At 52.2% G+C, this 21052-nt stretch carries 15 protein-coding genes; 5 read left to right on the forward strand and 10 right to left on the reverse strand.

The window, feature by feature from the left end; all coding sequences use genetic code 11:
• Positions 1–4 precede the first annotated feature (4 nt).
• From QOL74_RS15590 to QOL74_RS15625, 8 genes are all read right to left on the reverse strand, one after another.
• Complete coding sequence (locus QOL74_RS15590; protein WP_283410433.1) at positions 5–418, reverse strand: cytochrome b5 domain-containing protein; 414 nt, start codon at positions 416–418, stop codon at positions 5–7.
• Between the two features lie 175 nt (positions 419–593).
• The gene (locus QOL74_RS15595; RefSeq protein ID WP_283410434.1) at positions 594–1043 is read right to left on the reverse strand and encodes a response regulator; all 450 of its coding nucleotides are present in this window, start codon (positions 1041–1043) and stop codon (positions 594–596) included.
• A gap of 54 nt (positions 1044–1097) precedes the next feature.
• A complete protein-coding gene (locus QOL74_RS15600; protein WP_283410435.1) occupies positions 1098–2774 on the reverse strand; it encodes a glutamine--tRNA ligase/YqeY domain fusion protein in 1677 nt (558 codons plus the stop codon).
• 76 nt (positions 2775–2850) lie between these two features.
• Positions 2851–3591: a hypothetical protein gene (locus tag QOL74_RS15605; protein ID WP_283410436.1), complete on the reverse strand. Its 741-nt coding sequence runs from the start codon at positions 3589–3591 to the stop codon at positions 2851–2853.
• A gap of 31 nt (positions 3592–3622) precedes the next feature.
• Positions 3623–5230, reverse strand: a complete 1608-nt coding sequence (locus QOL74_RS15610) for a gamma-glutamyltransferase family protein (RefSeq protein WP_283410437.1) — start codon at positions 5228–5230, stop codon at positions 3623–3625.
• A gap of 26 nt (positions 5231–5256) precedes the next feature.
• Positions 5257–6987, reverse strand: a complete 1731-nt coding sequence (locus QOL74_RS15615) for a glycosyl hydrolase family 18 protein (protein WP_283410494.1) — start codon at positions 6985–6987, stop codon at positions 5257–5259.
• Between the two features lie 50 nt (positions 6988–7037).
• Positions 7038–8411, reverse strand: coding sequence for a class II fumarate hydratase (gene fumC, locus QOL74_RS15620; protein WP_283410438.1), 1374 nt, complete (start codon positions 8409–8411; stop codon positions 7038–7040).
• Between the two features lie 133 nt (positions 8412–8544).
• The gene (locus QOL74_RS15625; RefSeq protein WP_283410439.1) at positions 8545–10965 is read right to left on the reverse strand and encodes a YcdB/YcdC domain-containing protein; all 2421 of its coding nucleotides are present in this window, start codon (positions 10963–10965) and stop codon (positions 8545–8547) included.
• 206 nt (positions 10966–11171) lie between these two features.
• Between QOL74_RS15625 and QOL74_RS15630 the strand changes: the two genes are divergently transcribed.
• Positions 11172–12404 (forward strand): AI-2E family transporter, encoded by a 1233-nt coding sequence (locus QOL74_RS15630; protein WP_283410440.1) that lies wholly within the window; start codon positions 11172–11174, stop codon positions 12402–12404.
• A gap of 101 nt (positions 12405–12505) precedes the next feature.
• Here QOL74_RS15630 and QOL74_RS15635 read toward each other — a convergent pair whose 3' ends face one another.
• Both QOL74_RS15635 and QOL74_RS15645 read right to left on the reverse strand, forming a co-directional pair.
• A complete protein-coding gene (locus tag QOL74_RS15635) occupies positions 12506–13621 on the reverse strand; it encodes an HD-GYP domain-containing protein (RefSeq protein ID WP_283410441.1) in 1116 nt (371 codons plus the stop codon).
• A 35-nt stretch (positions 13622–13656) separates the two neighbouring features.
• The gene (locus QOL74_RS15645; protein WP_346771759.1) at positions 13657–15972 is read right to left on the reverse strand and encodes a PAS domain S-box protein; all 2316 of its coding nucleotides are present in this window, start codon (positions 15970–15972) and stop codon (positions 13657–13659) included.
• Positions 15973–16304: 332 nt separating this feature from the next.
• On the opposite strand from QOL74_RS15645, the gene QOL74_RS15650 reads away from it, so the two are divergent.
• From QOL74_RS15650 to QOL74_RS15665, 4 genes are all read left to right on the forward strand, one after another.
• Positions 16305–17480 (forward strand): iron-containing alcohol dehydrogenase, encoded by a 1176-nt coding sequence (locus QOL74_RS15650; protein WP_283410442.1) that lies wholly within the window; start codon positions 16305–16307, stop codon positions 17478–17480.
• A gap of 65 nt (positions 17481–17545) precedes the next feature.
• On the forward strand, positions 17546–19429 hold the full coding sequence (locus QOL74_RS15655; protein WP_283410443.1) for an aldehyde ferredoxin oxidoreductase family protein: 1884 nt from the start codon (positions 17546–17548) through the stop codon (positions 19427–19429).
• The gene (locus QOL74_RS15660; RefSeq protein WP_283410444.1) at positions 19429–19659 is read left to right on the forward strand and encodes a MoaD/ThiS family protein; all 231 of its coding nucleotides are present in this window, start codon (positions 19429–19431) and stop codon (positions 19657–19659) included. The genes QOL74_RS15655 and QOL74_RS15660 overlap by 1 nt, the downstream gene beginning before the upstream one ends.
• A gap of 132 nt (positions 19660–19791) precedes the next feature.
• Positions 19792–20949, forward strand: coding sequence for a baeRF7 domain-containing protein (locus tag QOL74_RS15665; RefSeq protein ID WP_283410445.1), 1158 nt, complete (start codon positions 19792–19794; stop codon positions 20947–20949).
• Positions 20950–21052 lie beyond the last annotated feature (103 nt).

Below are 21052 nucleotides of genomic sequence, written 5' to 3' on the forward strand. Positions count from 1 at the left end.
TCACTTATTCTGCAAGCCGTCCCACCACCGGCGCCCGGCTCAGTACCCGGTCTCCGTGTGGTGATGTATTGTGAAGCGCTTCAGTGAGATCCTGACCGGCTTCAAAGCTGTTGTGAGTGCCGCCCTGCCATCCGCCAAGTTCTGTAAAGTCATACACCAGGCCATCCACTGCAACGTAAGCGGGATTGCCATCCTGGCCGTTGAAGGCAGCCAGTTCTTCGAGTGTGTATACCGGCAAGTCCTCCTCTGATTCAGATTCATCAGGTGCCTCTGCCGCTGTCTCTGGAGCTTCTGTTTCTTCAGGTGCCGCCGGCGGTGCTGTCTCTGACGATTGTGAGTTGCAAGCTGTCAGGACCAGTATTGTCAGCAGCAGGATCAGCACTAATTTGCCTGACCAATGATGCTTATGCACTGTCATGATGATTCCTCCTTTTGTGGTTCGGTTCCCATACTTCTACGCTGTCTACTTGTATTCATACCTCAATTTTTCATAAATAATCCTCTGGCGGAGGAAAAGCCTGCAAAAAACCGGCTTCCATTTGAAAGCCGGTTTCAGACAATGGCGTTAGCCGTGTTTCATTGACAACAGACCGTTAACAGCGCTCAGCAATTACCCGGAGAAGGTGATCCACCGATACCGGCTTTGAGAGGTAATCATCCATGCCTGCGTTAAGACACTTTTCCCGGTCTTCTTCCAGGGCGTAGGCGGTGATGGCAATAATGGGAGTGTGGACATTCGTCAGTTGCTCCTGCTCCCGGATCAGTTTCGTGGTTTCGTATCCATTCATCACCGGCATTTGAATATCCATGAAAATCAAGTCGTATGTGTTGCGGTTATAGAGTCGCATGGCTTCTAATCCGTCGATGGCAAAATCTGCTTCGACTCCCAGGCGTCCCATGATTTTTTGCATAAACGTGCGACTCATGGGGTCATCTTCCACCACCAGTACCGCCAGTGATTGTTCCTGGATTTTTTCCCGCATTTCATCCAGCCGCAGGGCTCCTGAATCCGCTTTCACTGCCCTTAAGTTTGTTTGTGCCATGAACTTCAATCCTTTCCAGGAATAAGTCAACAGAACCTACAGCAATTGTCTTCTCTAACTTTCCGCCTTTTGAATTTTCGCCCAGGTGTCGCGGAGGGAGACAATTCGGTTAAATACAATATGTCCCTCCCGGCTGTCTGGGTCTGCGCTGAAGTAGCCATGACGCAAAAACTGGAAATGTTCGCCAGTGACTGTTTTCTGCAGGCAGGGTTCCACCATGGCCGCCAGTTTGATACGGGAATCCGGGTTCAACACTGGTTCGGCACCTTCGGTTTCCGATTCATCCAGATACAAATGGTCATACAGTCGTACTTCTGCTGGAATGCCATGTTCGGCCGACACCCAGTGAAGCGTTCCCTTCACTTTCTTACCGCTTTTATCTTCACCACTGCGGGTGTTTGGGTCATATGTGCAGTGAAGCTCCACGATTTCACCGGTGGCTTCATCCCGAATCACTGCTTCACATTTAATGATATAGGCATATTTCAGGCGCACTTCTCTTCCCGGGGCCAATCTGAAGAATTTTTTTGGCGGATCTTCCATAAAGTCTTCCCGTTCAATATAAATCTCCCGGCTGAACTGGAGGGGTCGATGGCCCATCTCCGGATTTTCCGGATTATTCTCAGCACGCAGTTCCTCAACGCCTGCTTCAGGATAGTTGGTGATGATCACCTTCAGTGGATTCAGCACCCCCATCACCCTTGGCACTTTCAGCTTTAGGTCTTCCCGAATGCAATATTCCAACAGGGCGATATCCACCACGCTGTTGCTTTTGGCCACCCCAATGCGGTCACAGAAATCCCTGATGGCTTCAGGGGTATACCCCCGCCGTCGCAGGCCGGAAATGGTAGGCATGCGGGGATCATCCCAGCCGTCAACGGCACCGGTTTCCACCAGAGCGCGCAACAGGCGCTTACTCATCACCGTACGGGTCAGGTTCAGCCGTGCAAATTCAATTTGCTGAGGATGCGGCTTATAGTCCAGCGCGTTCAGTGTCCAGTCATAGAGGGGACGATGGTCTTCAAACTCCAGGGTGCAGATGGAGTGGGTGATGCTTTCATAGGCATCTGACAGGGGATGGGCGTAATCATACATGGGATAAATGCACCACTGGGTTCCGGTGCGATGATGAGCTGCGAAACTGATGCGGTACAGCACCGGGTCGCGCATATTCATATTGGGTGATGCCATGTCGATCTTGGCCCGCAGCACCCGGCTGCCTTCTTCAAATTCACCGGCTTTCATCCGCCTGAACAAGTCCAGATTTTCTTCTGCGGAACGGTTGCGAAAAGGGCTTCCAGTACCAGGCTCTGTGAGGGTTCCCCGGGTTCGGCGAATTTCTTCGGCACTGAGATCGCAGACATAGGCTTTGCCTGCCTCAATAAGCCCTTCGGCGTAATCATACATTTGCTGGAAATAGTCGGAAGCATAAAAGAGCCGGTCTTCCCAGTCAAAACCCAGCCAGCGCACATCCTCCTGAATGGATTCCACATACTCCACATCTTCCTTAATGGGATTGGTATCATCAAACCGCAGGTTGCACAGGCCGTTGTATTCCGACGCCAGGCCAAAGTTCAGGCAGATGGACTTGGCATGACCGATGTGAAGATACCCATTGGGCTCGGGCGGGAAACGCGTATGGACACGGCTGTCATTTTTTCCGTTTTTCAGGTCTTCATTAATGATATTTTTGATGAAGTGAGATGGTACTGGTTGCATTTCGTTGGACATCTTGTCTTTCCCCCCGGCGTTTTTCATCGTATGGCCCGTGTAGGGCACTAATAGGGACATTATATCATATGTTGCTTCAGGATGCATCGACTGTCAGCGGGTGTTTCTGAGTTTTTTCCGAGTGCCGCATCAGGGCCAGCAACAACCCTGCTGCCATGAATAAAAGGGGTCCTGTCATCAACAATGCTTTTCGATGGCCAGGCATGGCTCGCCAAAAGCCATCCCGAAAATTTTCGTAGATTTGTCGCCGTTCTTCCCGGGGCACCTGCACCCGCAGGGCACCATCATCTTCACGTACCAAAAAAGCGTTTTGTTCCATTTCCCAGGAGTTTTCTTCTTTTCCTTCATAATGTACCCAAAAATGACTCAATGAAAAGCTCTGCTGATAGGGAATTTCCAACGCTTCAAAAAGACTGGCCAATACGATGAACCTTGTTTTGCAGTCACCGGTTTCCTGAGCCAGTGCCTGGTCAAGGGTTGGAAAATACCAGGGCATGCCATAGGTCACCCAGTCATACTGGTAAGGAAACTTTTCAAGCACGAAACGTTCCAGTGCTTCTGGTTCGCTGGGGGCCTCCGCCAGCAGGCGGGCCACCTTTGCCGGCTCCACCGGTGGTGCAATGATTCGGTGGATGCTGCGCGCCAGGTTCAGGGGGTTTGGGTAGAGTACCAGCAAAACCCAGATCCCGGTGAGCAACAGCAGATGACGGTATTTCACCTGCTTCATCAGAAAACAGGTTATCCGGTTTGCCGCACCAGGTGTCGGTACCCTTGCTGAGCTGGTAGTTGATGCTTCTTTTTTGTGAGTCGCTTTCATGGAACATCAGCCATCCTTCTTGACATTACTTTTACCACACGGCCACCATGCCGTCGGTACGGGGTTCAGTGGCTCCGCAAAGGGTGCCGGCTTCATTTCTAAGAATGATCTGTCCTCTGCCAAAGCTTCCGGCGTCAGACTGGTAGACGATTTGATGGCCCTTCTTCCGAAGGGCTTCCACCAACAGTTCTGAAATGCTGGGTTCCATTTCGAAACGTTTTTCTCCCAGCCATTGCCAGCGGGGAGCATCCAGCGCTGCCTGAGGATTCAGCCCGTAGTCCACCAGGCGGGACACCACCTGCAGATGCCCCTGGGGCTGCATGAATCCGCCCATCACGCCAAAGGGCCCCAGGGGGCTCCCATCGCGGGTAAGAAAACCGGGAATAATCGTGTGATAGGGACGCTTTCCCGGCGCCACACAGTTGGGATGGGACGGGTCCATGGAAAAGTTGTGGCCCCGGTTGTGAAGCGCAATTCCCGTTCCCGGCACCACCAGCCCTGATCCAAATCCCATGTAGTTGCTTTGAATGTAAGAAACCATGTTGCCTTCTCCATCAGCGGCGGCCAGATAGACCGTGCCGGAAGCGGGCGGGGTTCCCGGTGCAGGTAACAGGGCCTCACTGCCAATGAGGCGGCTTCGTTCTTTGGCATAGCCAAATGATAAAAGATCTTCCACGGTCACCTTCATGTGAGCAGGGTCGGCGATATGGGCCTTGCCATCGCTATAGGCCAGTTTCATGGCTTCCATTGACAAATGAAGGGATTCGCAGGTTTCTGTGGGATCCAGTTCAAACTGCCCGAGAATATTTAAGGCCATGAGCGCTACGATGCCGTGTCCGTTGGGTGGCAGCTCCCATACATCGACTCCCCGGTAATTGATGGAGAGGGGTTTTTCCCACTTGACTTCATAACGGGCCAGGTCATCTTTGGTGAGAAAACCGGTGATTTCTTTCATGAAATCGTGAATTTGACACGCCAGATCACCTTCGTAGAAGTCCCGGGCATTGCTTTGAGCGATTTTTTCCAGCGTACGGGCATGATCTTCAGATCTCCATATTTCGCCGGCTTTTGGTGCCCGCCCCGATGGGGCAAAGGTTTTGAACCAGGCCTGATGTGCCGCTCCCTGATAATGTGCCGCTGCTTTTGTCACACCCCGTTCCCAGTTGCGGGCGGCCACAGGAGAAACCGGGTAGCCATGGCGTGCGAGATCAATGGCCGGCTTGAGCGTTGAGGTCAGGGGCAGTCTGCCAAAGGCTTCAGCCAGTGCTGCCCAGGCGGCGGGGGCTCCGGGAACAGTCACGGGAACAGGCCCGTGGGCTGGCATTTCGTGGAGGCCTCGCTGTTGCAAAGCTTCCAGCGACAATGCTGCCGGTGCGGGGCCACTTGCATTGAGCCCATGAAGGCCATCCTTCAACCATACAATGGCAAAAGCGTCGCCGCCAATACCATTGGAGGTGGGCTCGGTAACAGTGAGGCAGGCTGCCGTGGCGATGGCTGCATCAACGGCATTTCCACCGGCTTTGAGGATGTCAAGCCCCGCCTGGGCCGCCAGTGGTTGTGAGGTGGCCACCATTCCCCGCTGTCCATAAACCAGTGTACGGCGGGAGGTGTAGGGGTAATGCTGGGCAGAAAAGTTCATGATGCCACTCCTTCCAGATGATGATATCACGGATTTTCACTTCGTCGGGCTTCTTCCAGGGATTCTTCCAGCATGTCCCAAACAGCGGGAAGTTCAAAGTCCTTTCGCCAGCCGGCAAATCCACCAAGTTCGTACTGTTGGATCAGGCCGGCTTTCAGCCCCAGCGAACGCTCATCCTCCAGCCAAACACGGTAACGCTTGCCTTCTGCTTCATATTCGGCATAATACTGGCCAATGTCTTCCAGCCACTCCCAGTCTTCTTCCGTCACACCGTTTTCTTCCAGCGTGCGGCGGATAAACTGCATCCCCATGGCCCGGGAGCTGACACTGACGCCTCCTCCTGCCCGGGGAGTTTCTTCCCATAAGCGGGTGTAGAGAGGCAGTCCCAATAATACTTTTGAAGCCGGCACTTCTTCCAGGGTGGCGGCAATACCCCGTTCCACCCAATCCAGAGAAGCAACAGATCCGGCCACAGGGCTTGAACCCCAGTGTTCATCATAGGTCATCACTGCAAAATAATCCACATGGGGTTCCAAAGCGCTGCGGTCATAGACCTGCGACCAGTTGAGACTGCCTCCGGGAATGGTCACATCGATGGAGACGATGAGCCCCTGCTCCCGCATGGTTTCGGAGAGTTCACCGACAAAATCGGTAAAGAGATCCTGATTGCGGTAATGGATGTTTTCAAAATCAATATTGATGCCATCCAGTTCATAGAGAGCCGCATAGACCATCAACTGATTGATGAACCGTCGCCGGCCTTCGGGATTCAGCATGAAGTTTTCTGTCAGATCAGGATCAAAGGCATTGGTCACCAGTCCCCAGAGCTGGTACCCCTGGTTTTTCATGGTTTGCGCATAGCGAAACTGCCCACGGTTTTCCAGGTCGCCGGCTTCATTTTTCAGTTCGAACCAGGTGGGAGAAAAGACATGAAGGGCATCGATGGGAAATTCTTCACTTCGATCCGGGTGATTGGCACTGACATAGTCCCACACCAGCCCAAAGGGATGCGGCAGCGGATGAGGGTCAGCAGACTTCAGCTGCAGTTCTCTTGAATCAGTTTCACGGCGTTTCAACCCGCCTACGGCTGCCTGAGGCACAAATCCTGTCTGGCCTGATTCACTGAGTACCTGGTAATGGTTTTCGTAGATGGCCAGTACCTGAAGGGTTTCTCCGGCTTCAAGGGTGGCTGTTCCCGGATCGAGGCGGCGGGTGCCTGTTCGCAGGGTTGTTTTTTTAAGGATTTCTCCCTGTTGCCATGAACGATGAGCGTCGTTGACCACCAGCAACCGATACTCCGGGCGCCACTCCACCGTAACGCCCAGCAGAGGAGCCACACCACTGATGGGAAAATACAGGACACCGCCCTCTTCCATCAGATTGATTTCAATGGGAAAAGTAACTTGGTGCAGAAGATCTGTCAAATCTCTGCGATCAAGCTGGAGATGGTTTTTATGGGGAATCCAGCGAGCTTTGGCGCTTTGCTCCAAAATCTCCAGTTCCGGCAGCAGGTGCGATTTTACCCAATCCACGGGCAGAAAAGCCACACCCTGTCGGGTAAAAGTGGTTGTCTGACCCGGTTCGCCGTTATAGATCAGGGTATGGGCCGGCGGCGGTGTTTCACGGTGAAACAGGCGGCTCATCATCTCCGGTCCAAAAAAATAGAAAAGGAGGGTTGATGTTACAAAAGCGAGCACCAGTATCAGTTTAATTCGAATTTTTTTTTGATTGGCCTGTATCTCTTTTCTGCGGTCCATGCGGGTCAATGTCATCAGCTCCTGTTTGTCAGTTCCCGTGACGGATGGCTCTATGTCATACCGGTCATGGCTGCCGGTTGAATCAGTTCATCGTAAGTGGACTCGTCCATGAGGTGCAGATTCATGACGGCTTCTTTGAGGGTCAGGTTTTCCTGATGGGCTTTCAGTGCTGCCTGGGCTGCGGTTTCGTAGCCAATCACCGGCACTAGTGCTGTCACCAGCATCAGTGAGCGTTCCACAACTTCCTGAATGCGGGTTTCGTTGGCAGTTAGTCCCGCAGCGCAGCGAAGGGTAAAGGAACGCACGCCATCGCTGAGCAGTCTCACTGACTGAAGAAAATTGTGGATCATCACCGGCATGTACACGTTCAGCTGAAAGTTTCCCTGACTGGCAGCAAGGCCGATCACAGTATCATTTCCCATGACCTGGCAGGCAATCATGCTCAGTGCCTCACATTGGGTGGGATTCACCTTTCCCGGCATGATGGAGCTCCCTGGTTCGTTGGCGGGCAGAATCAGCTCACCGATCCCGCAGCGGGGACCACTGGCCAGCCATCGGATATCGTTGGCTATTTTCATGAGATTGGCCGCCAGCGCTTTCAGGGCGCCATGGGAGAAAACCAGGCGGTCGTGACTGGTGAGGGCATGAAACTTATTGGTATCTTCCACAAATGTTTTTCCTGTTGCTTCACTGATGCCCACAGTCACCGCTGCCCCAAATCCCTCAGGTGCATTTAATCCCGTTCCCACTGCTGTTCCACCAATGGCCAGCGCTTTCATTTCATCGGCACCGCACCTGATCATCCGCAGGTTGTTTTCCAGCATGGCTTCCCAACCACTGATTTCCTGTCCCAGAGTGAGTGGGGTGGCATCCTGCAGGTGGGTTCGTCCAATTTTCACCAGGTGCCGATAATGCAGGGATTTTTCAGCCATAACTCTCCGCAGTCCCTCAATGGCAGGAATCAGTTCTTCTTCCAGCGCGAGAACCGAGGCGATGGCCATGGCTGTGGGAAAGACATCATTGGAACTCTGGCTGCAGTTCACATGGTCATTGGGGTGCACCAGTCCAGGCTCGCTCAGTTCGTTGCACCGATGGGCAATGACTTCGTTCACATTCATATTTGTCTGAGTACCACTGCCTGTCTGCCAGACCGACAATGGAAATTCATCATCATACAACCCTGTTCTCACTTCTTCCGCCACCTGGATGATCAGCCGGCTTCTTTTTTCATCCAGCACTCCCAGGCGGTGATTCACTTCCGCTGCCGTCTTTTTCACGAGGGCCAGGGCATGAATCAGCGCCAAGGGCATTTTTTCTTCTCCGATGGGAAAATTTTCTAGACTGCGCTGTGTCTGGGCGGCCCATCGCCGATGGGCCGGAACGGCAATGCGCCCCAAAGCATCGTGTTCCATGCGAGTTTTCATCCCGTCACATCCTTGTTCTGTTTTCATTTAAGATCACCGTGCTCAGGCAGTTTGCAAAAAGGCCGGGCACACCTGATGGACAGGGGCCTGGCCTTTGCATGCTCAGCCTTCCGTGACTGATTTCATTATACCATTATCTTCGTTGCTGAGCCACTGCCTTATAAAGGATATCCGCGGTTTCTGCCATGGTGGCTTCATCTTGGGGACGAAACTGCCCCGTGCCGTTGATGATCCCTAATCCGTAATTGATGGCCACTGCTCCCAGCGCCTTCTGGGAAATGGTGTCAGCGTCGGCATAGGGCACCTGGAAAATATGGGTGGCATCTGCCAGCTGCCGGTACCCCATGAAACGAGTCATCCACAGAGCCAAATCTTCACGGGTGATGGTGGCTTCCCGCTGGAACTCCTGAGGTTGGTTATCAATATAGCCATAACGAATGGCCCACTGCAGGTAACGATAATCTTCATCTGCTTCCGACACATCCACAAACTGTACTTTTTCATCACCACCGGCTTCCATCATGGGGCCGTAGTAATCCATCCCCCGGGCCTTCACCATCATTTTGACCGCATCCATGCGGGTAACGGGCTCGTCGGGATCAAAACTGGTGGTGTCCAAAATCCCCTGCTGGGCCAGCAGGCGGGCAGTCCGTTCAACCCAGTGGCCGCTGATGCGGGCATCAAACCCCTGGGAATCCTGCTGGGGCAGAGCACGACCATTGTAATCCAGCTGCGTGCCGTCCTGTGCATCTACGTAGGGATAGTTACTGGTGGCTTCGTTGAACATCCACCGGTATACCAGTTTGGTTTCATATTCAGGATACATGCTGTCGTAGTTGGTGTTATAACGCAGGTAAGCCAGTTCAAGGCGGTAATTTTTCAGCAGTGCTTCCATTCCTTGCCGGGCAGTCATCAGGTTTTCGGCTCTTGGAAGTGTCAGTGTGTCACTCCATCTGTCGGTGTAATTGGTGACGGTACCGGTGGTGGCGTTGATGCCCACACTCAGATTGTTTTCATCGAATACGATGCCTTCGATGATTCTGGGGAAATAATAGTAGTATTCTGTGGGCTGCATTACCTGACCATCCATGATTTCACGTTGCTGCAGACTGCGCTGCCAGGTGCGAATTTCATTGATTCTGCCGGGGTGATAGGCGGCGATCATCTCGATGGCCATATCGTATCCCTCTTCCCAGCTCAGGGCAGGCTTTTCTGTGTTGCCATAGGGGCCTTCCATATACTGCCACCAATTGAAAGCAATCAGTTCACCGGTACGTGCATTCACCATTACCCGCCCATTGGTATAACCAGGCATCATCATGCGTTCATCGTCATTGCTGTCACTGGGTTCTTCCGATTCTGTCAGTGTAAAGTCCAGGTTCCATGCACTGCGTCCCACGGTCTCCCAGTAATGGTCCCCTTCCATGTAGTTGGCTGCCTGGATGACCGCCTCTTTTCCTGCCAGTTCCCGAATATAGCTCAGCGCAATTTCTTCAGCCTGTTGCTGATTCAAGGGCTGGGGCAAAGAAGAAACCGGTACGGCCTGAGCTGCAATGGCTTCTTTATCGGCAGGTGTCAGATCTTTTTCCAGCATGTCAAGGATATCATCCTGTCCGCTCCAGTCAACCGGCTGACCGGTCTTGGCATTGATCATGCTCACCATGGAGGCGTCCATTCTGTATGCCAGCCGGAACTGGCTGGGAATCGACTCATAGGTAAATTCATTTCGCAGGGGTAGGTAAAAAAGCTCCGACTGCATGAGGCCGGTTAAACGGCTTCGCGCCTGGGACTCACTGATGATTCCCTGGGCATCGGGCAACTCGGGGTCAGTTTCCCATCGCTGACCGAACCACTTGATTTCACCGGTACTGCCATCAATACTAATGTTCACAAAATTGGCATCATAGATAATCCCGTCGATCTGACGCACATAGTTAAACGAATACTGGTACGTTCCCATGGCAGCCATTCCCATGTAGTTTTCAGGGTTTTCCCGAAGCTGCATGTCTGCCAGGCGCCCTGGAAAGAGCTGTTGAATGAAACTTTCTGCTTTTTGCCGGGCTTCGTGGCGTGTCAATTGAAGCAGCGGTCTTTGAACTTCACCGTAACTCCCTCTGTCCTGGCTCAGATCCATAATCTCTCCGGTGCCGGCATCCAATGTGACGTTGGCGCTGGCATAGTTCATGGGATCACTTAGATACCAGTAGAGGTTCCACACATACCGGTCTGTTAACTGCCAGTCTCGCCGGTATTCGGTGTTCAGTTGAAAGTTGCCGGTGGTGACATCCATGCCGGCATGTTTTCTCAATGCTTCTGTCGCAATCTCAACGGCATGTTCCCTGCTCATTTCCGGTGTCACGCCGGGTTCGATGAAATCCTGACCGCCATTTAACGGCATATCCATCGTTGCTTCCGGTGTTGTCACCGGCATCTCTGCCGCCTCTGTCGCAATTACCGGCTCTGTCGCAGTCAGCGCAAAGACACTGTTGAGACTACCGGCAACCAGTGCTGCCACCAGGAGCAACACCAGCCATTTGGGTTGTTTTTGACTCATTTCCCATTCCTCCCTGTGATCAATGACGGTTGTTCTGCTGTTGCATTGATACCCATTATGACGTTCATATATAAAAGAAGTTGCAGTCACCGAAAAATATATTTCGAAGTCACTGATGGCTGGGCACATTGATTAGCCGCGGGTTGCAGGGGTATATGTTAGATGGTAAAATGTCTGAAACAACAAATTGAAAGACAGGTGACATGATGGATGCTACTCAGCTGGGTCAATGGCTTCAAAACAGTGCATTGTCTGAACTTCTGGGAAATCTGGTTTTAGGGGCTCTCTTTATATTGCTGGCCCTTGGCGCTTATTATCTGATTCACATTGGAAATTCGAAAGTGCCAGAGCCCAGGCAGCTGAAGTTCGATACGGGCCAGTTCAAACTGATTTTTTTCATGGTACTGGGTACACTGGTTGTTTTGTGGATTTTTGCACGTCGCGCGCTCATTTTGTCGTTACTGACGCCTTTTTTCATCTCCGGCGTGCTGGCTTATGCCCTGAATCCCGTGGTTGCTTACCTGGTGAGGCGAAAGCTCAGCCGTCTTCAGGCGGTGGCGGCTCTTTTTGTCACTTTAATCGTCCTTCTGGTGGTATTGTCAATGACACTGCTGCCGAGTCTGGGAAGTGAAATCAGGCATCTGGGAGAACAACTGCCCCAGTACAGCCTCCAGTGGTATAAGCAGGCGGAAAGCTGGTACAACCAACACCTTGCTGCTTATGCATTTCTTCCAGACAACCTTGATCAGGTAACCGATTTCTTTGGCCTTGATTTTCAGACAGTCAGCAACTGGCTGCTTCAATCTTTGGGTTCTCTCATGAAGGGTGTCAGTTCACTGGTATCCAGCCTGGTGACCCTGGTGACCGTTCCGGTGCTCACCTTCTATTTTATGAAAGACGGTGATAAGATTGCCGGCAGTGTGAAACGCTCAGTGCCTCCCGGAAGCAGGCAGTGGATGCTTCCACTGGCCCGTCAGATTGATGATGTGCTGGGCGGCTTTATCCGGGGACAGTTGATTGTGGCCCTTTTTGTTGGGATACTCAGTGGCATGGCCCTGTTGCTGTTGGGCATTGATTTTGCCCTGATTCTGGGAATCGTCGCCGGTATCACCAATATTATTCCCTATCTGGGACCTTTCATTGGCGCAGTACCGGCTGTGTTAATGGCTCTGCTCACCAGCCCGCTGCAAACTCTCTGGGTGATTCTTGCCTTTACTGTGATTCAGCAGGTGGAGAGCAGTGTCATATCGCCCCGAATTGTTGGAAAACGGGTGGGTCTTCATCCCACGCTGGTGATTTTGGCCCTCCTCACGGGAGGCGCGCTTTGGGGTTTGGTGGGACTGCTTATTGCCGTGCCGGCGGCCGCAGTAGTCCGCGTACTTATTCTGGCCATCATTGGCTGGTTTCGCGAAAGATATCCCTCGTTCTTCGAACAGTAAATGACTCCGCTCCATTGTTTTCCCTGTGATTTCCAGTGCCACAAGAAAAACCCTGCGGCTCACACATGCGATGTGAGCCACAGGGTTTTTGATTCGTGAGGTTACACGAAGTCGCGGATCTGGAGGTGGCGGTATTCATTCTGGTTCAGATCCACCACTTCTTCAGAGTCATCCATGCGCACCATGGGACGGTGAATGTTCTGCCGGGGAACAAAGATAATCTCTCCGGTGCGACCGTCCTGCAGGATAATCCGCTGACCTGTAAACAGGGTTCCGATTCGATTAAGGAACAGGTAGAGCACTTTGGGATCCAGCAATTCGTTGAATTCTGTTTCCATAATGCGAATGGCTTCAAAGGGAGTCATTTTATCCCGGTGGGGACGCTTTGATGTCAGGGCGTTATATACATCTGCCACGGCAACAATTCGTGCGTAAAAGGGAATATCCTCTCCTTTCAGGCCCATGGGATATCCACTGCCATCCATCCGTTCATGATGATGCAACACACCCATGGCCACCTGATGTGACAGAAAGTGGTAATCTTTAATGGCTTCGTAACTGTATTGGGCATGTTTACGGGCTTCAGCAAATTCCAGTTCAGAGAACACCCCTTTTTTTTGCATGATTTCAGAATCAACTTTCATCTTGCCTATGTCAATAAAGAGAGCTGTCTGCGTCAGTTCCTTCAGCTGATCGTCGGGAAGTTCCATCCAGCGTCCAATGAGGTGGCTGGTGAGGGCCACGTTGTGAGAATGGACATACGTGCTGTCATCCAGATCTCGTACTTTCTGCATCAACTGCATCACATTAATGTCCGCATCAAAAGCGGTAAGGGTTTCATCCAGCCGTTCTCCCAGTGTTTCTTTGTTGACTTCGCCGTCCATCATCATTCGCTGAAACTCCATTTTCAACCGGTCGCATTTTTCATCAATGGTCTCCAGAAACACCTTCGCCTGGCGTTCCTGAAGGGTTTCCTGCTTTGGGGGGCGGTGTGTCTCGACTTCAGTCCCGGCTATCTCTTCAGGGATCCGAACTTTCAGCATCATGATACCGTGAGTCGTCAGTACATGCTTGACTCTGTCAATCTCGTCCAAAATGTGCCCCCGCGGAAGCAGCACCATTCCCTGTGCCGAGTATACATCCTGGTCTATCATCATCCCCTGCTTCAACTCTTCCAAAAATATGTTTTTTGATGTCACATAGACAATTTCCGACATATCCGACCTCCAGCAATCATTGATTGGTACCGCCTTTATGGAACAATTACTTCTTCCAACGAACGTTTAGGCACATGGTGTACCTGATTATCATCCCGGTAGTACTTGATGTCACCATCTGGCTTCAATGGTTCCAATATCACTTTTTCCACAGGCTTTCCGAGAGCAATGACCAGCAGAATCTCAAACCGCGGGTCCAGATTCAGTGCTTCCCTCAGGCCGTCACGATCAATGGAGCCGAACATACAACCGCCAAAGCCTTCTTCAACGGCAGCCAGGAGAATTGACTGACTGGCCAGTCCATGATCCCACCAGTAGTTTTTGCTGACAAGAGTGTCGCCCAGTACCACAATGTACGCTGTGGGTCTTTCGCCAGAAACGGGTCCTTCCCAGTCTTTCAGGTATCCTGCCCAGCGCAGGTGCGGAAAAATGCGCTCATTTTTTTCCGACTGCCATGAGAGATGGTATTTCAAGGGTTGTAAGTTTGCGCCGCTGCTGGTGATCCGGGCAAGATCCACCCACTCCCGCAGTTGTTCTTCTGATATCTCCCTGGTTTCATCAAACCGCCGGTAGGTCCTGTTTTTTTCCACCAGTTCTCTGATCATGTTGATTCCTCCCTGCTTTATAATATGTTGAAAGGCTTTATCCAGATCCGGCACTGCGTAACGCTTGCGCAACTGCTGCCGGGTACTTTGACTGCTATTGACTTTCTTTTTGTACATCTCCAGCTCTGCTTTTCGAATCAGCGCTTCCAGCGAAGGCGATGCACTGTCTTTTGTCGCACTTCCCCAGGAAAGACTGGGTTTCACCGGCAGATCCTCATAGAGGCTGCACAGTCTGGTAATCCGCTCGCCAATTTTTCGGCCGCCTTCTTCCCCTGTGCCGGGCAGCAGAATGGCAAATTCATCACCACCCCATCGGGCGATAACATCGTCTGCCCTGCAGGCACTGGTCAGAATTTCTGCAATGCGCGTCAGCAATCGATCACCCACATGATGCCCATGAAAATCATTGGCCATTTTCAACCCGTCAACATCGCCGATGATAATGGTGAGGGGCCAGTTGCGGGGTGTGTCCATTCGATACATTTCTTCTTCAAAGAATGCGCGGTTGTACAACCCCGTCAGTTTATCATGATAACTGAGAAAACGTATTTTTTCCTCAGCCAGCTTCCGTTCAGTAATGTCGTTAATTGTCCCTGTCATCCGCAAAGGGGTGCCATTTTGATCCCGCTGCATCACTTTTCCCTTGGATAATACCCATTTCCAGCGACCATCCTGACAATGCATCCGGTATTCCATGGCAACCACCGGTATTTCGCCTGCAACATGCTGTTCATGATCTGAAATCAGTTTTTCCCAGTCTTCCGGATGTACCAACCGCTGAAAGGTGGCGTAGCTGCCTTCCAAATCACCGGGCTGGTAGCCGAGGATGCGCAGATACTGAGATGAGTAGAATACTTCACCACTTTCCATATTCCAGTCCCAGACACCTTGATCGCTGCCTTCCAGGGCAAACTGCCACCGTTCTTCGCTTAAGGCCAGCGCCTCCTGCACCTGTTTTTCTCTTGTGATATCAGTGTAAATGCCATACCCCCCGGTTATTTCACCTTCCACCTTCACCACCAGTCCCCTGATATCAACGGTTAATGGAAAGCCATCACGGTGGTAACGCACTGCCTGAGTGTTCACCAGCTCGCCGCTCATAAGGCGGCTTGTCAGTTCTTCTGCTTCCTGATGGTTATGGGAGCGGGTGATGAGATCATCCACACATTTCCCCCGAACATCCTCAGGGGAATAACCAAAAATTTCCTGGAATCGCTGGTTAATATTGACTATACGGTGGTCCCGGTCAAAGAATACGATCCCGTCGGATGAGTTGGTGAAAAGCGCTTCCAGATTTTTATTCTGCTCTTTCAACTGCTGTTCAATGCGTTTCTGGTCAGTGATATCCCGGGTGGAACCGAGTATCTGCCTTACTTCTCCTGTTTCATCCATCACCGGCGAAAGTTGTACCAGTGCTGAACGCAGCTGCCCGGCCAGCATCAGGGTTTCTTCATATTGAATGGGCTGACAGGCGTCAACGCAATTGATTAAGTTTTTGATGATATGTCTGCCTGTTTTTTCGCCGTGTACCTCTCCGGGAGTTTTTCCCAGCAGTTCTTCCAGTGAAAGTCCCGTTACCTCCAGGTAGCGACGATTTGCCGCCTGGTAGAAGAAATCTCCGCCTGGCGTCACTGCAAGCAATACGACTGCGTCATGAGTGCCTTCGAGAAAAACATTCGGTTGAATAACTGCCGTACCGATACTTGTGGAGGTTGAGATATTGTCGTTCAGTTTGTCTTGTTCCATGACACTCATCGTCCCCCTTCGTCAACTTCCGGCATTTATTATCCATTATACCGCAAAACCAAAAATCATTCACTGTTTTTTCTGAATCCACGCCATTTTCCTGCTTTTATGTATTTTGCTGTGAGACTGTAATTGTATGTACAAGCTTCCGTCGGTTTTGATGAAGGATGGCCTCTCACATGCAAATAGCTTCTTATGGTCAATTGTTTTCACTTTCTTTTTCCGACAGGCAGGAACTGAGGTGCTCAGTGTCGAATACTCTTCTGTGTGAACAGTGTGAACGAATCGCAAACCAAGCCACTTAACGCATTGAAATCAGGGAGGTATGAACCATGTTAACAACGACAAAGCCTTTTACCTTTACGTTGCCCACTGACATTCATTTTGGTCCCGGTGTCGTGAAAGAACTGCCTGGACTTCTCAAATCCGAAGGCATCCGCCAGGTGTTGGTGGTCACCGACCCTGGCATCATCAAAGCCAGCCTTCTGGACGTGCTGGATCTGCTGCTGACGGAAGCCGCTGTCAACTATGCCGTTTATGAGCAGGTGTCTCCCAATCCCCGGGATACAGAGGTGGAGACCGCTGCCCGGATGGGTCGGGAAACCGGTGCCCAGGCAGTGATTGCCCTTGGCGGCGGCAGTCCCATTGATTGTGCCAAGGCAGTCAATGTTCTTTTAAGCCTCGGCGAAGAGCGAATCAAGCCCTTTGAAGGGAAAGGAAAAGTTCCCCGCCCCCTGTTGCCCCTCTACACCATCCCCACAACATCAGGCACCGGCAGTGAAGTTACCTTTTCTTCAGTGATCAATGACACTTTGAATCAGTATAAAATGACTGTCAAGAGTCCCTATATGGCACCCCGGGCAGCCCTGGTGGACCCCGAGATGACTCTGGATCTTCCGGGCCCTGTCACAGCCGCCACCGGCATGGATGCTCTCACCCATGCCATCGAAGCCTATACGGTGAATGTGGCTAATCCCATCAGTGATGCCCTGGCCCTTCAAGCCACTGAACTGATCAGCGCTTCACTGGTGAAAGCATATCAACAGGGAGATCATTTGGAGGCCCGCAGCGCCATGATGTTGGGCAGTCTGTTGGCCGGTTTGGCCTTCAGCCACTCAGATGTGGGTGCCGTCCATTGCATGGCCGAGTCTCTCGGAGGACGGCTGGACCTGCCCCACGGTCTCTGTAATGCCATTCTCCTGCCTTATGTAATGGCCTTCAACCAGCCTGCCTGCACAGCGCGTTATGCCCGGCTGGCACAGGCCATGGGCTGCCGCTTCAGCTCTGATGAAGCCGGAGCCGCCGCAGCTATCTCACGGGTGAAGGAATTGTCACAATTGGTGGAGCTCCCGCCCTTCAGCCATTTGCGGATCAGCCCTGATGACTTTGAAGAAATGGCCGCCCTGTCTGCCAACAATATCTCCACCGAAAGCAACCCCCGCCCCATGACCAAAGAAGACTATCTGGCAGTTTTTCAACATGCTTATGCCGGCAACGGAACCGATTGATACAACCAGTGCAGCAACCCCGCCGCGGTTAGAGAGGCATCAACACAGGTTAGGAGGAGGATCCCATGATGTATGGAAGCAATGGGTGTTTTTTGCGGGTGAATCTCACCACAGGAAGCATCACCCGAGAAGCGGTAAGCCCTGCATTTTACAGAAAGTATTATGGCGGCCGGGGCATGATTTCTGCCCTGCTGCTGAAAGAACTGGCACCCGGCATCGATGCCCTGGGGCCGGACAATAAGGTTATTTTTGCCACCGGCATTCTCACCGGGAATCCCATTCCCGGCAGCGGCCGCCACAGCGTGGGTGCTAAATCACCGGTTACCGGTGGTTATGGCGACGGTGAGGCGGGCGGATTCTGGGGAGCCGAACTGAAGCGAGCCGGTTATGATGCCCTGATCGTGGAAGGCCGGGCAGCGCACCCCGTTTACCTGGCCATCCATAACGACACCGTCACCATCAAGGATGCCCGTCATCTCTGGGGCCAATCCACCGCAGATGTACAGGAACTGCTGACCCAGGCAGAAGGAAAAGTACGTATTGCTCAAATTGGCCAAGCCGGCGAGAATCTGGTGAAGTACGCCTGTGTGGTCCATGATCTGGAACACTTTGTGGGACGCTGTGGCATCGGTGCCGTGATGGGCTCCAAGAACCTGCGGGCAGTGACCGTTTCAGGCTCCAGCACACCCCCAGTTCATGACCCGGATACCATGAAGTCTCTCACCCGCTTTATGGCACAGCACTATCAGACGCTGGCCTCCAACATCTACGAAAACGGTACCCTGATGGTACTGCCGCCCCTGAATGCCGCCGGAGGATTACCCACCAGAAACTTCACCCAGGGCCAGTTTGAGGAAGCCGAAAAGTTTTTTCCTCAGACAGTTCGGGATGCTTATATGACAGAACGATCCGGTTGTTATGCCTGCCCTGTACGCTGTGGCATCAAAGTGCGTGGCGGCGGCCCTTATGAAGTGGATGCCCGCTACAAAGGTCCTGAATACGAGACAGTTGCCGCTTTCGGTTCAAATCTGGGCATCAGTGATTTTGAAGTGATTCAGAAAGCCAACGAGCTTTGTAACGCCTACGGTCTGGACAGCATTGCCACAGGCATGTGCATCAGCTTTGCCACCGAAGCCTTTGAAAAAGGACTCATCAGCACAGTGGAAACCCATGGTCGACAACTGGCTTTTGGAGATGCCATTTGCCTGGATGTGATCCATGACATTGCCCTGCGCCAGGGTGTGGGAGAAGTACTGGCTGAAGGCACCCGAAGTGCTGCTGCGCAATGGGGCGAGGCTACCCTGCCTCTGGCTGTTCAGATCAAGGGGCAGGAAATGCCCCTGCACGAAGCCAGGCTGAAGCAGGGACTCGGCCTGGGCTATGCCCTGTCTCCCACAGGCGCCGACCATACCCACAACCTCCACGACACGCTGTATGTGAAAGAGACGCCCGCTTTCGACGAACTTCGGGCCCTGGGGTATACTGCAACCCCCTTGCCCGCATCCACTCTCAACGCTAAAAAAGCCCGCCTGTTCCACTATGCATCTTTTTCCCGTTATTTAGCAGATTGTCTGGTTACCTGCTTTTTCATTCCCTGGACAACAAACCAGCTTCAACAACTGATTCAGGCAGTGACTGGCTGGAACACCACCACCGCAGAAATGATGGCGGTTTCTGAACGAAGTATTGTGAATGCCCGCCTTTTCAACCTTCGAGAAGGCTTTAGCGCCAAAGATGATGCGTTATGCCCCCGATTTTTGGAACCTTTTGAAGAAGGCCCGCTGAAAGGTGTGGCGATTCTTCAGGAAGATTTTCTGGAAGCCCGCAGTGCCTATTATCAGCTGATGGGCTGGGATGAGGCAGGCGTTCCCACCCCGGGGTCACTGGCAAAGCTGGGTCTTCTGGAAGAAGAAGCCTGCGATTACCAGCATAACGAGGCAGATGCCTGATGAACATATTGCTTTCTGTTTTTTTACCTCTCCCAGATGAAAAACCCCTTCGCAATACCCCCCTGAATCTGCCCGACGGCACCACCGTCGGGCAGGTCATGGATCAGTTTGGCGTGTCAGACCATCGCGTCTGGCTGTATGTGGTGAACCACAGGGAAATCCGAAAACGGGAGGATACGCTTGATGAAGGTGATCATCTGATGGTGTTTCCACCCATGGAGGGTGGTTGAAGGGTTGTTTTGAACCGACAGTTTAGCTGTATGGTTTATAGGGTAAGTACTCACCAAGAATACGGTTTCACAGCCGGCCGGTTTGCCGACATGTGCGGCAGGCAGGAAGATTTTTGGTAAAGGAGGAGCCCTATGAAACCATTCACCAAAGAAGAATTGCGGGAACTGATGGAAATGGGCGAGGAGCCCAGTGTATCGTTTTTCCTCCCCACAAATCCGGTAAGCACCGAATCGCAGCAAAACCGGATCAAACTGAAAAACCTCCTTCGTCAGGCAGAAGATCAGCTGAAAGAGAACGGGTATCGTCCGTCGGATATTGAAAAATTGTTACAGCCGGTGGATACCCTGCTGAATGAAAGCCTTTTCTGGAGTCATCAGCAGGAGGGACTGGCAGCCTTTGTCAATCGCAGGCTTTTCCGGTATTATCGCCTTCCCCATGCCTTTGAAGAGCTGGCGGAAGCCGGGCGTCAGTTTCATTTAAAACCCCTGCTGCCTTTGCTGACACAGGATTTTCAATTTTACCTTCTCACATTAAGCCAGAATCAAATCGGCCTGTTCCAGTGTTCCAGCACCCATATTTATCCCCTTGATCTGGACGGGATTCCTGAAAGTCTGGATGAAGCCATGCGATATGATCAGGCGGAAAAACAGCTTCAGTTCAGCACCCGAACTCCTCAGTCCGGCGGCGGCGAAATGCGGGCTGCTGCTTTCCATGGGCAGGGAATCGGTATGGAGAATACAAAAAAAGACCTGTTGCAGTTTTTCCATAAGGTGGATGCCGGTATTCAGCAAAAAATGAACACCCCCGGTGCCCCCTTGATGTTGGCTGGTGTGGATTATCTTTTTCCCATTTATCGGGAAGCCAACACCTATCCCCATCTGATGGAGAACGGCATCGCCGGCAATCCGGAAGAGCTGACGCCGCAACAGCTCCACCAACAAGCCCTTGAACTGGTGGCACCTCTGCTGAAAGAAGCCCAGTTGAAGGGGCTGGCCCAGTATGCTGAACTGGATGGCACAGGCCGCACCGCCCGTGAAACCGGTGATATCGTGGCCGCTGCACAACATGGCCGCGTTGAAACCCTTTTTGTGGCCAAAGGTGCCCAGCAGTGGGGAGCCTATTCACCTGAAACCCAAGAAGTTGTTTTGGTGGATGCGCCCAGCCCTGATCACGAAGATCTGCTAAACACGGCAGCCCTTCAGGCTTATCTCAACGGCGGCACCGTTTTTCTGCTGTCTCCGGATGAGATGCCTTCAGACAGCCATTTAGCGGCCATTTACCGCTACTGATACCACTCCCGTCAATGCAACGGGAGTTCCTGTCATTGATGAACATCCTCATAAGAAGCGCCCGGGAAATTTCCCGGGCGCTTCAAGTTATTTTGCTTACCTC

It is taken from the genome of Anoxynatronum buryatiense (genome assembly GCF_900182905.1).
Classification (GTDB): domain Bacteria; phylum Bacillota; class Clostridia; order Peptostreptococcales; family Tindalliaceae; genus Anoxynatronum; species Anoxynatronum buryatiense.

What these genes read in the sequence shown, in the direction of transcription:
- QOL74_RS15590 (WP_283410433.1), bottom strand. Translation starts at nt 418, where the DNA reads ATGACAGTGCATAAGCATCATTGGTCAGGCAAATTAGTGCTGATCCTG.
- QOL74_RS15595 (WP_283410434.1), bottom strand. Translation starts at nt 1,043, where the DNA reads ATGGCACAAACAAACTTAAGGGCAGTGAAAGCGGATTCAGGAGCCCTG.
- QOL74_RS15600 (WP_283410435.1), bottom strand. Translation starts at nt 2,774, where the DNA reads ATGTCCAACGAAATGCAACCAGTACCATCTCACTTCATCAAAAATATC.
- QOL74_RS15605 (WP_283410436.1), bottom strand. Translation starts at nt 3,591, where the DNA reads ATGAAAGCGACTCACAAAAAAGAAGCATCAACTACCAGCTCAGCAAGG.
- QOL74_RS15610 (WP_283410437.1), bottom strand. Translation starts at nt 5,230, where the DNA reads ATGAACTTTTCTGCCCAGCATTACCCCTACACCTCCCGCCGTACACTG.
- QOL74_RS15615 (WP_283410494.1), bottom strand. Translation starts at nt 6,987, where the DNA reads ATGGACCGCAGAAAAGAGATACAGGCCAATCAAAAAAAAATTCGAATT.
- fumC (WP_283410438.1), bottom strand. Translation starts at nt 8,411, where the DNA reads ATGAAAACTCGCATGGAACACGATGCTTTGGGGCGCATTGCCGTTCCG.
- QOL74_RS15625 (WP_283410439.1), bottom strand. Translation starts at nt 10,965, where the DNA reads ATGAGTCAAAAACAACCCAAATGGCTGGTGTTGCTCCTGGTGGCAGCA.
- QOL74_RS15630 (WP_283410440.1), top strand. Translation starts at nt 11,172, where the DNA reads ATGGATGCTACTCAGCTGGGTCAATGGCTTCAAAACAGTGCATTGTCT.
- QOL74_RS15635 (WP_283410441.1), bottom strand. Translation starts at nt 13,621, where the DNA reads ATGTCGGAAATTGTCTATGTGACATCAAAAAACATATTTTTGGAAGAG.
- QOL74_RS15645 (WP_346771759.1), bottom strand. Translation starts at nt 15,972, where the DNA reads ATGGAACAAGACAAACTGAACGACAATATCTCAACCTCCACAAGTATC.
- QOL74_RS15650 (WP_283410442.1), top strand. Translation starts at nt 16,305, where the DNA reads ATGTTAACAACGACAAAGCCTTTTACCTTTACGTTGCCCACTGACATT.
- QOL74_RS15655 (WP_283410443.1), top strand. Translation starts at nt 17,546, where the DNA reads ATGATGTATGGAAGCAATGGGTGTTTTTTGCGGGTGAATCTCACCACA.
- QOL74_RS15660 (WP_283410444.1), top strand. Translation starts at nt 19,429, where the DNA reads ATGAACATATTGCTTTCTGTTTTTTTACCTCTCCCAGATGAAAAACCC.
- QOL74_RS15665 (WP_283410445.1), top strand. Translation starts at nt 19,792, where the DNA reads ATGAAACCATTCACCAAAGAAGAATTGCGGGAACTGATGGAAATGGGC.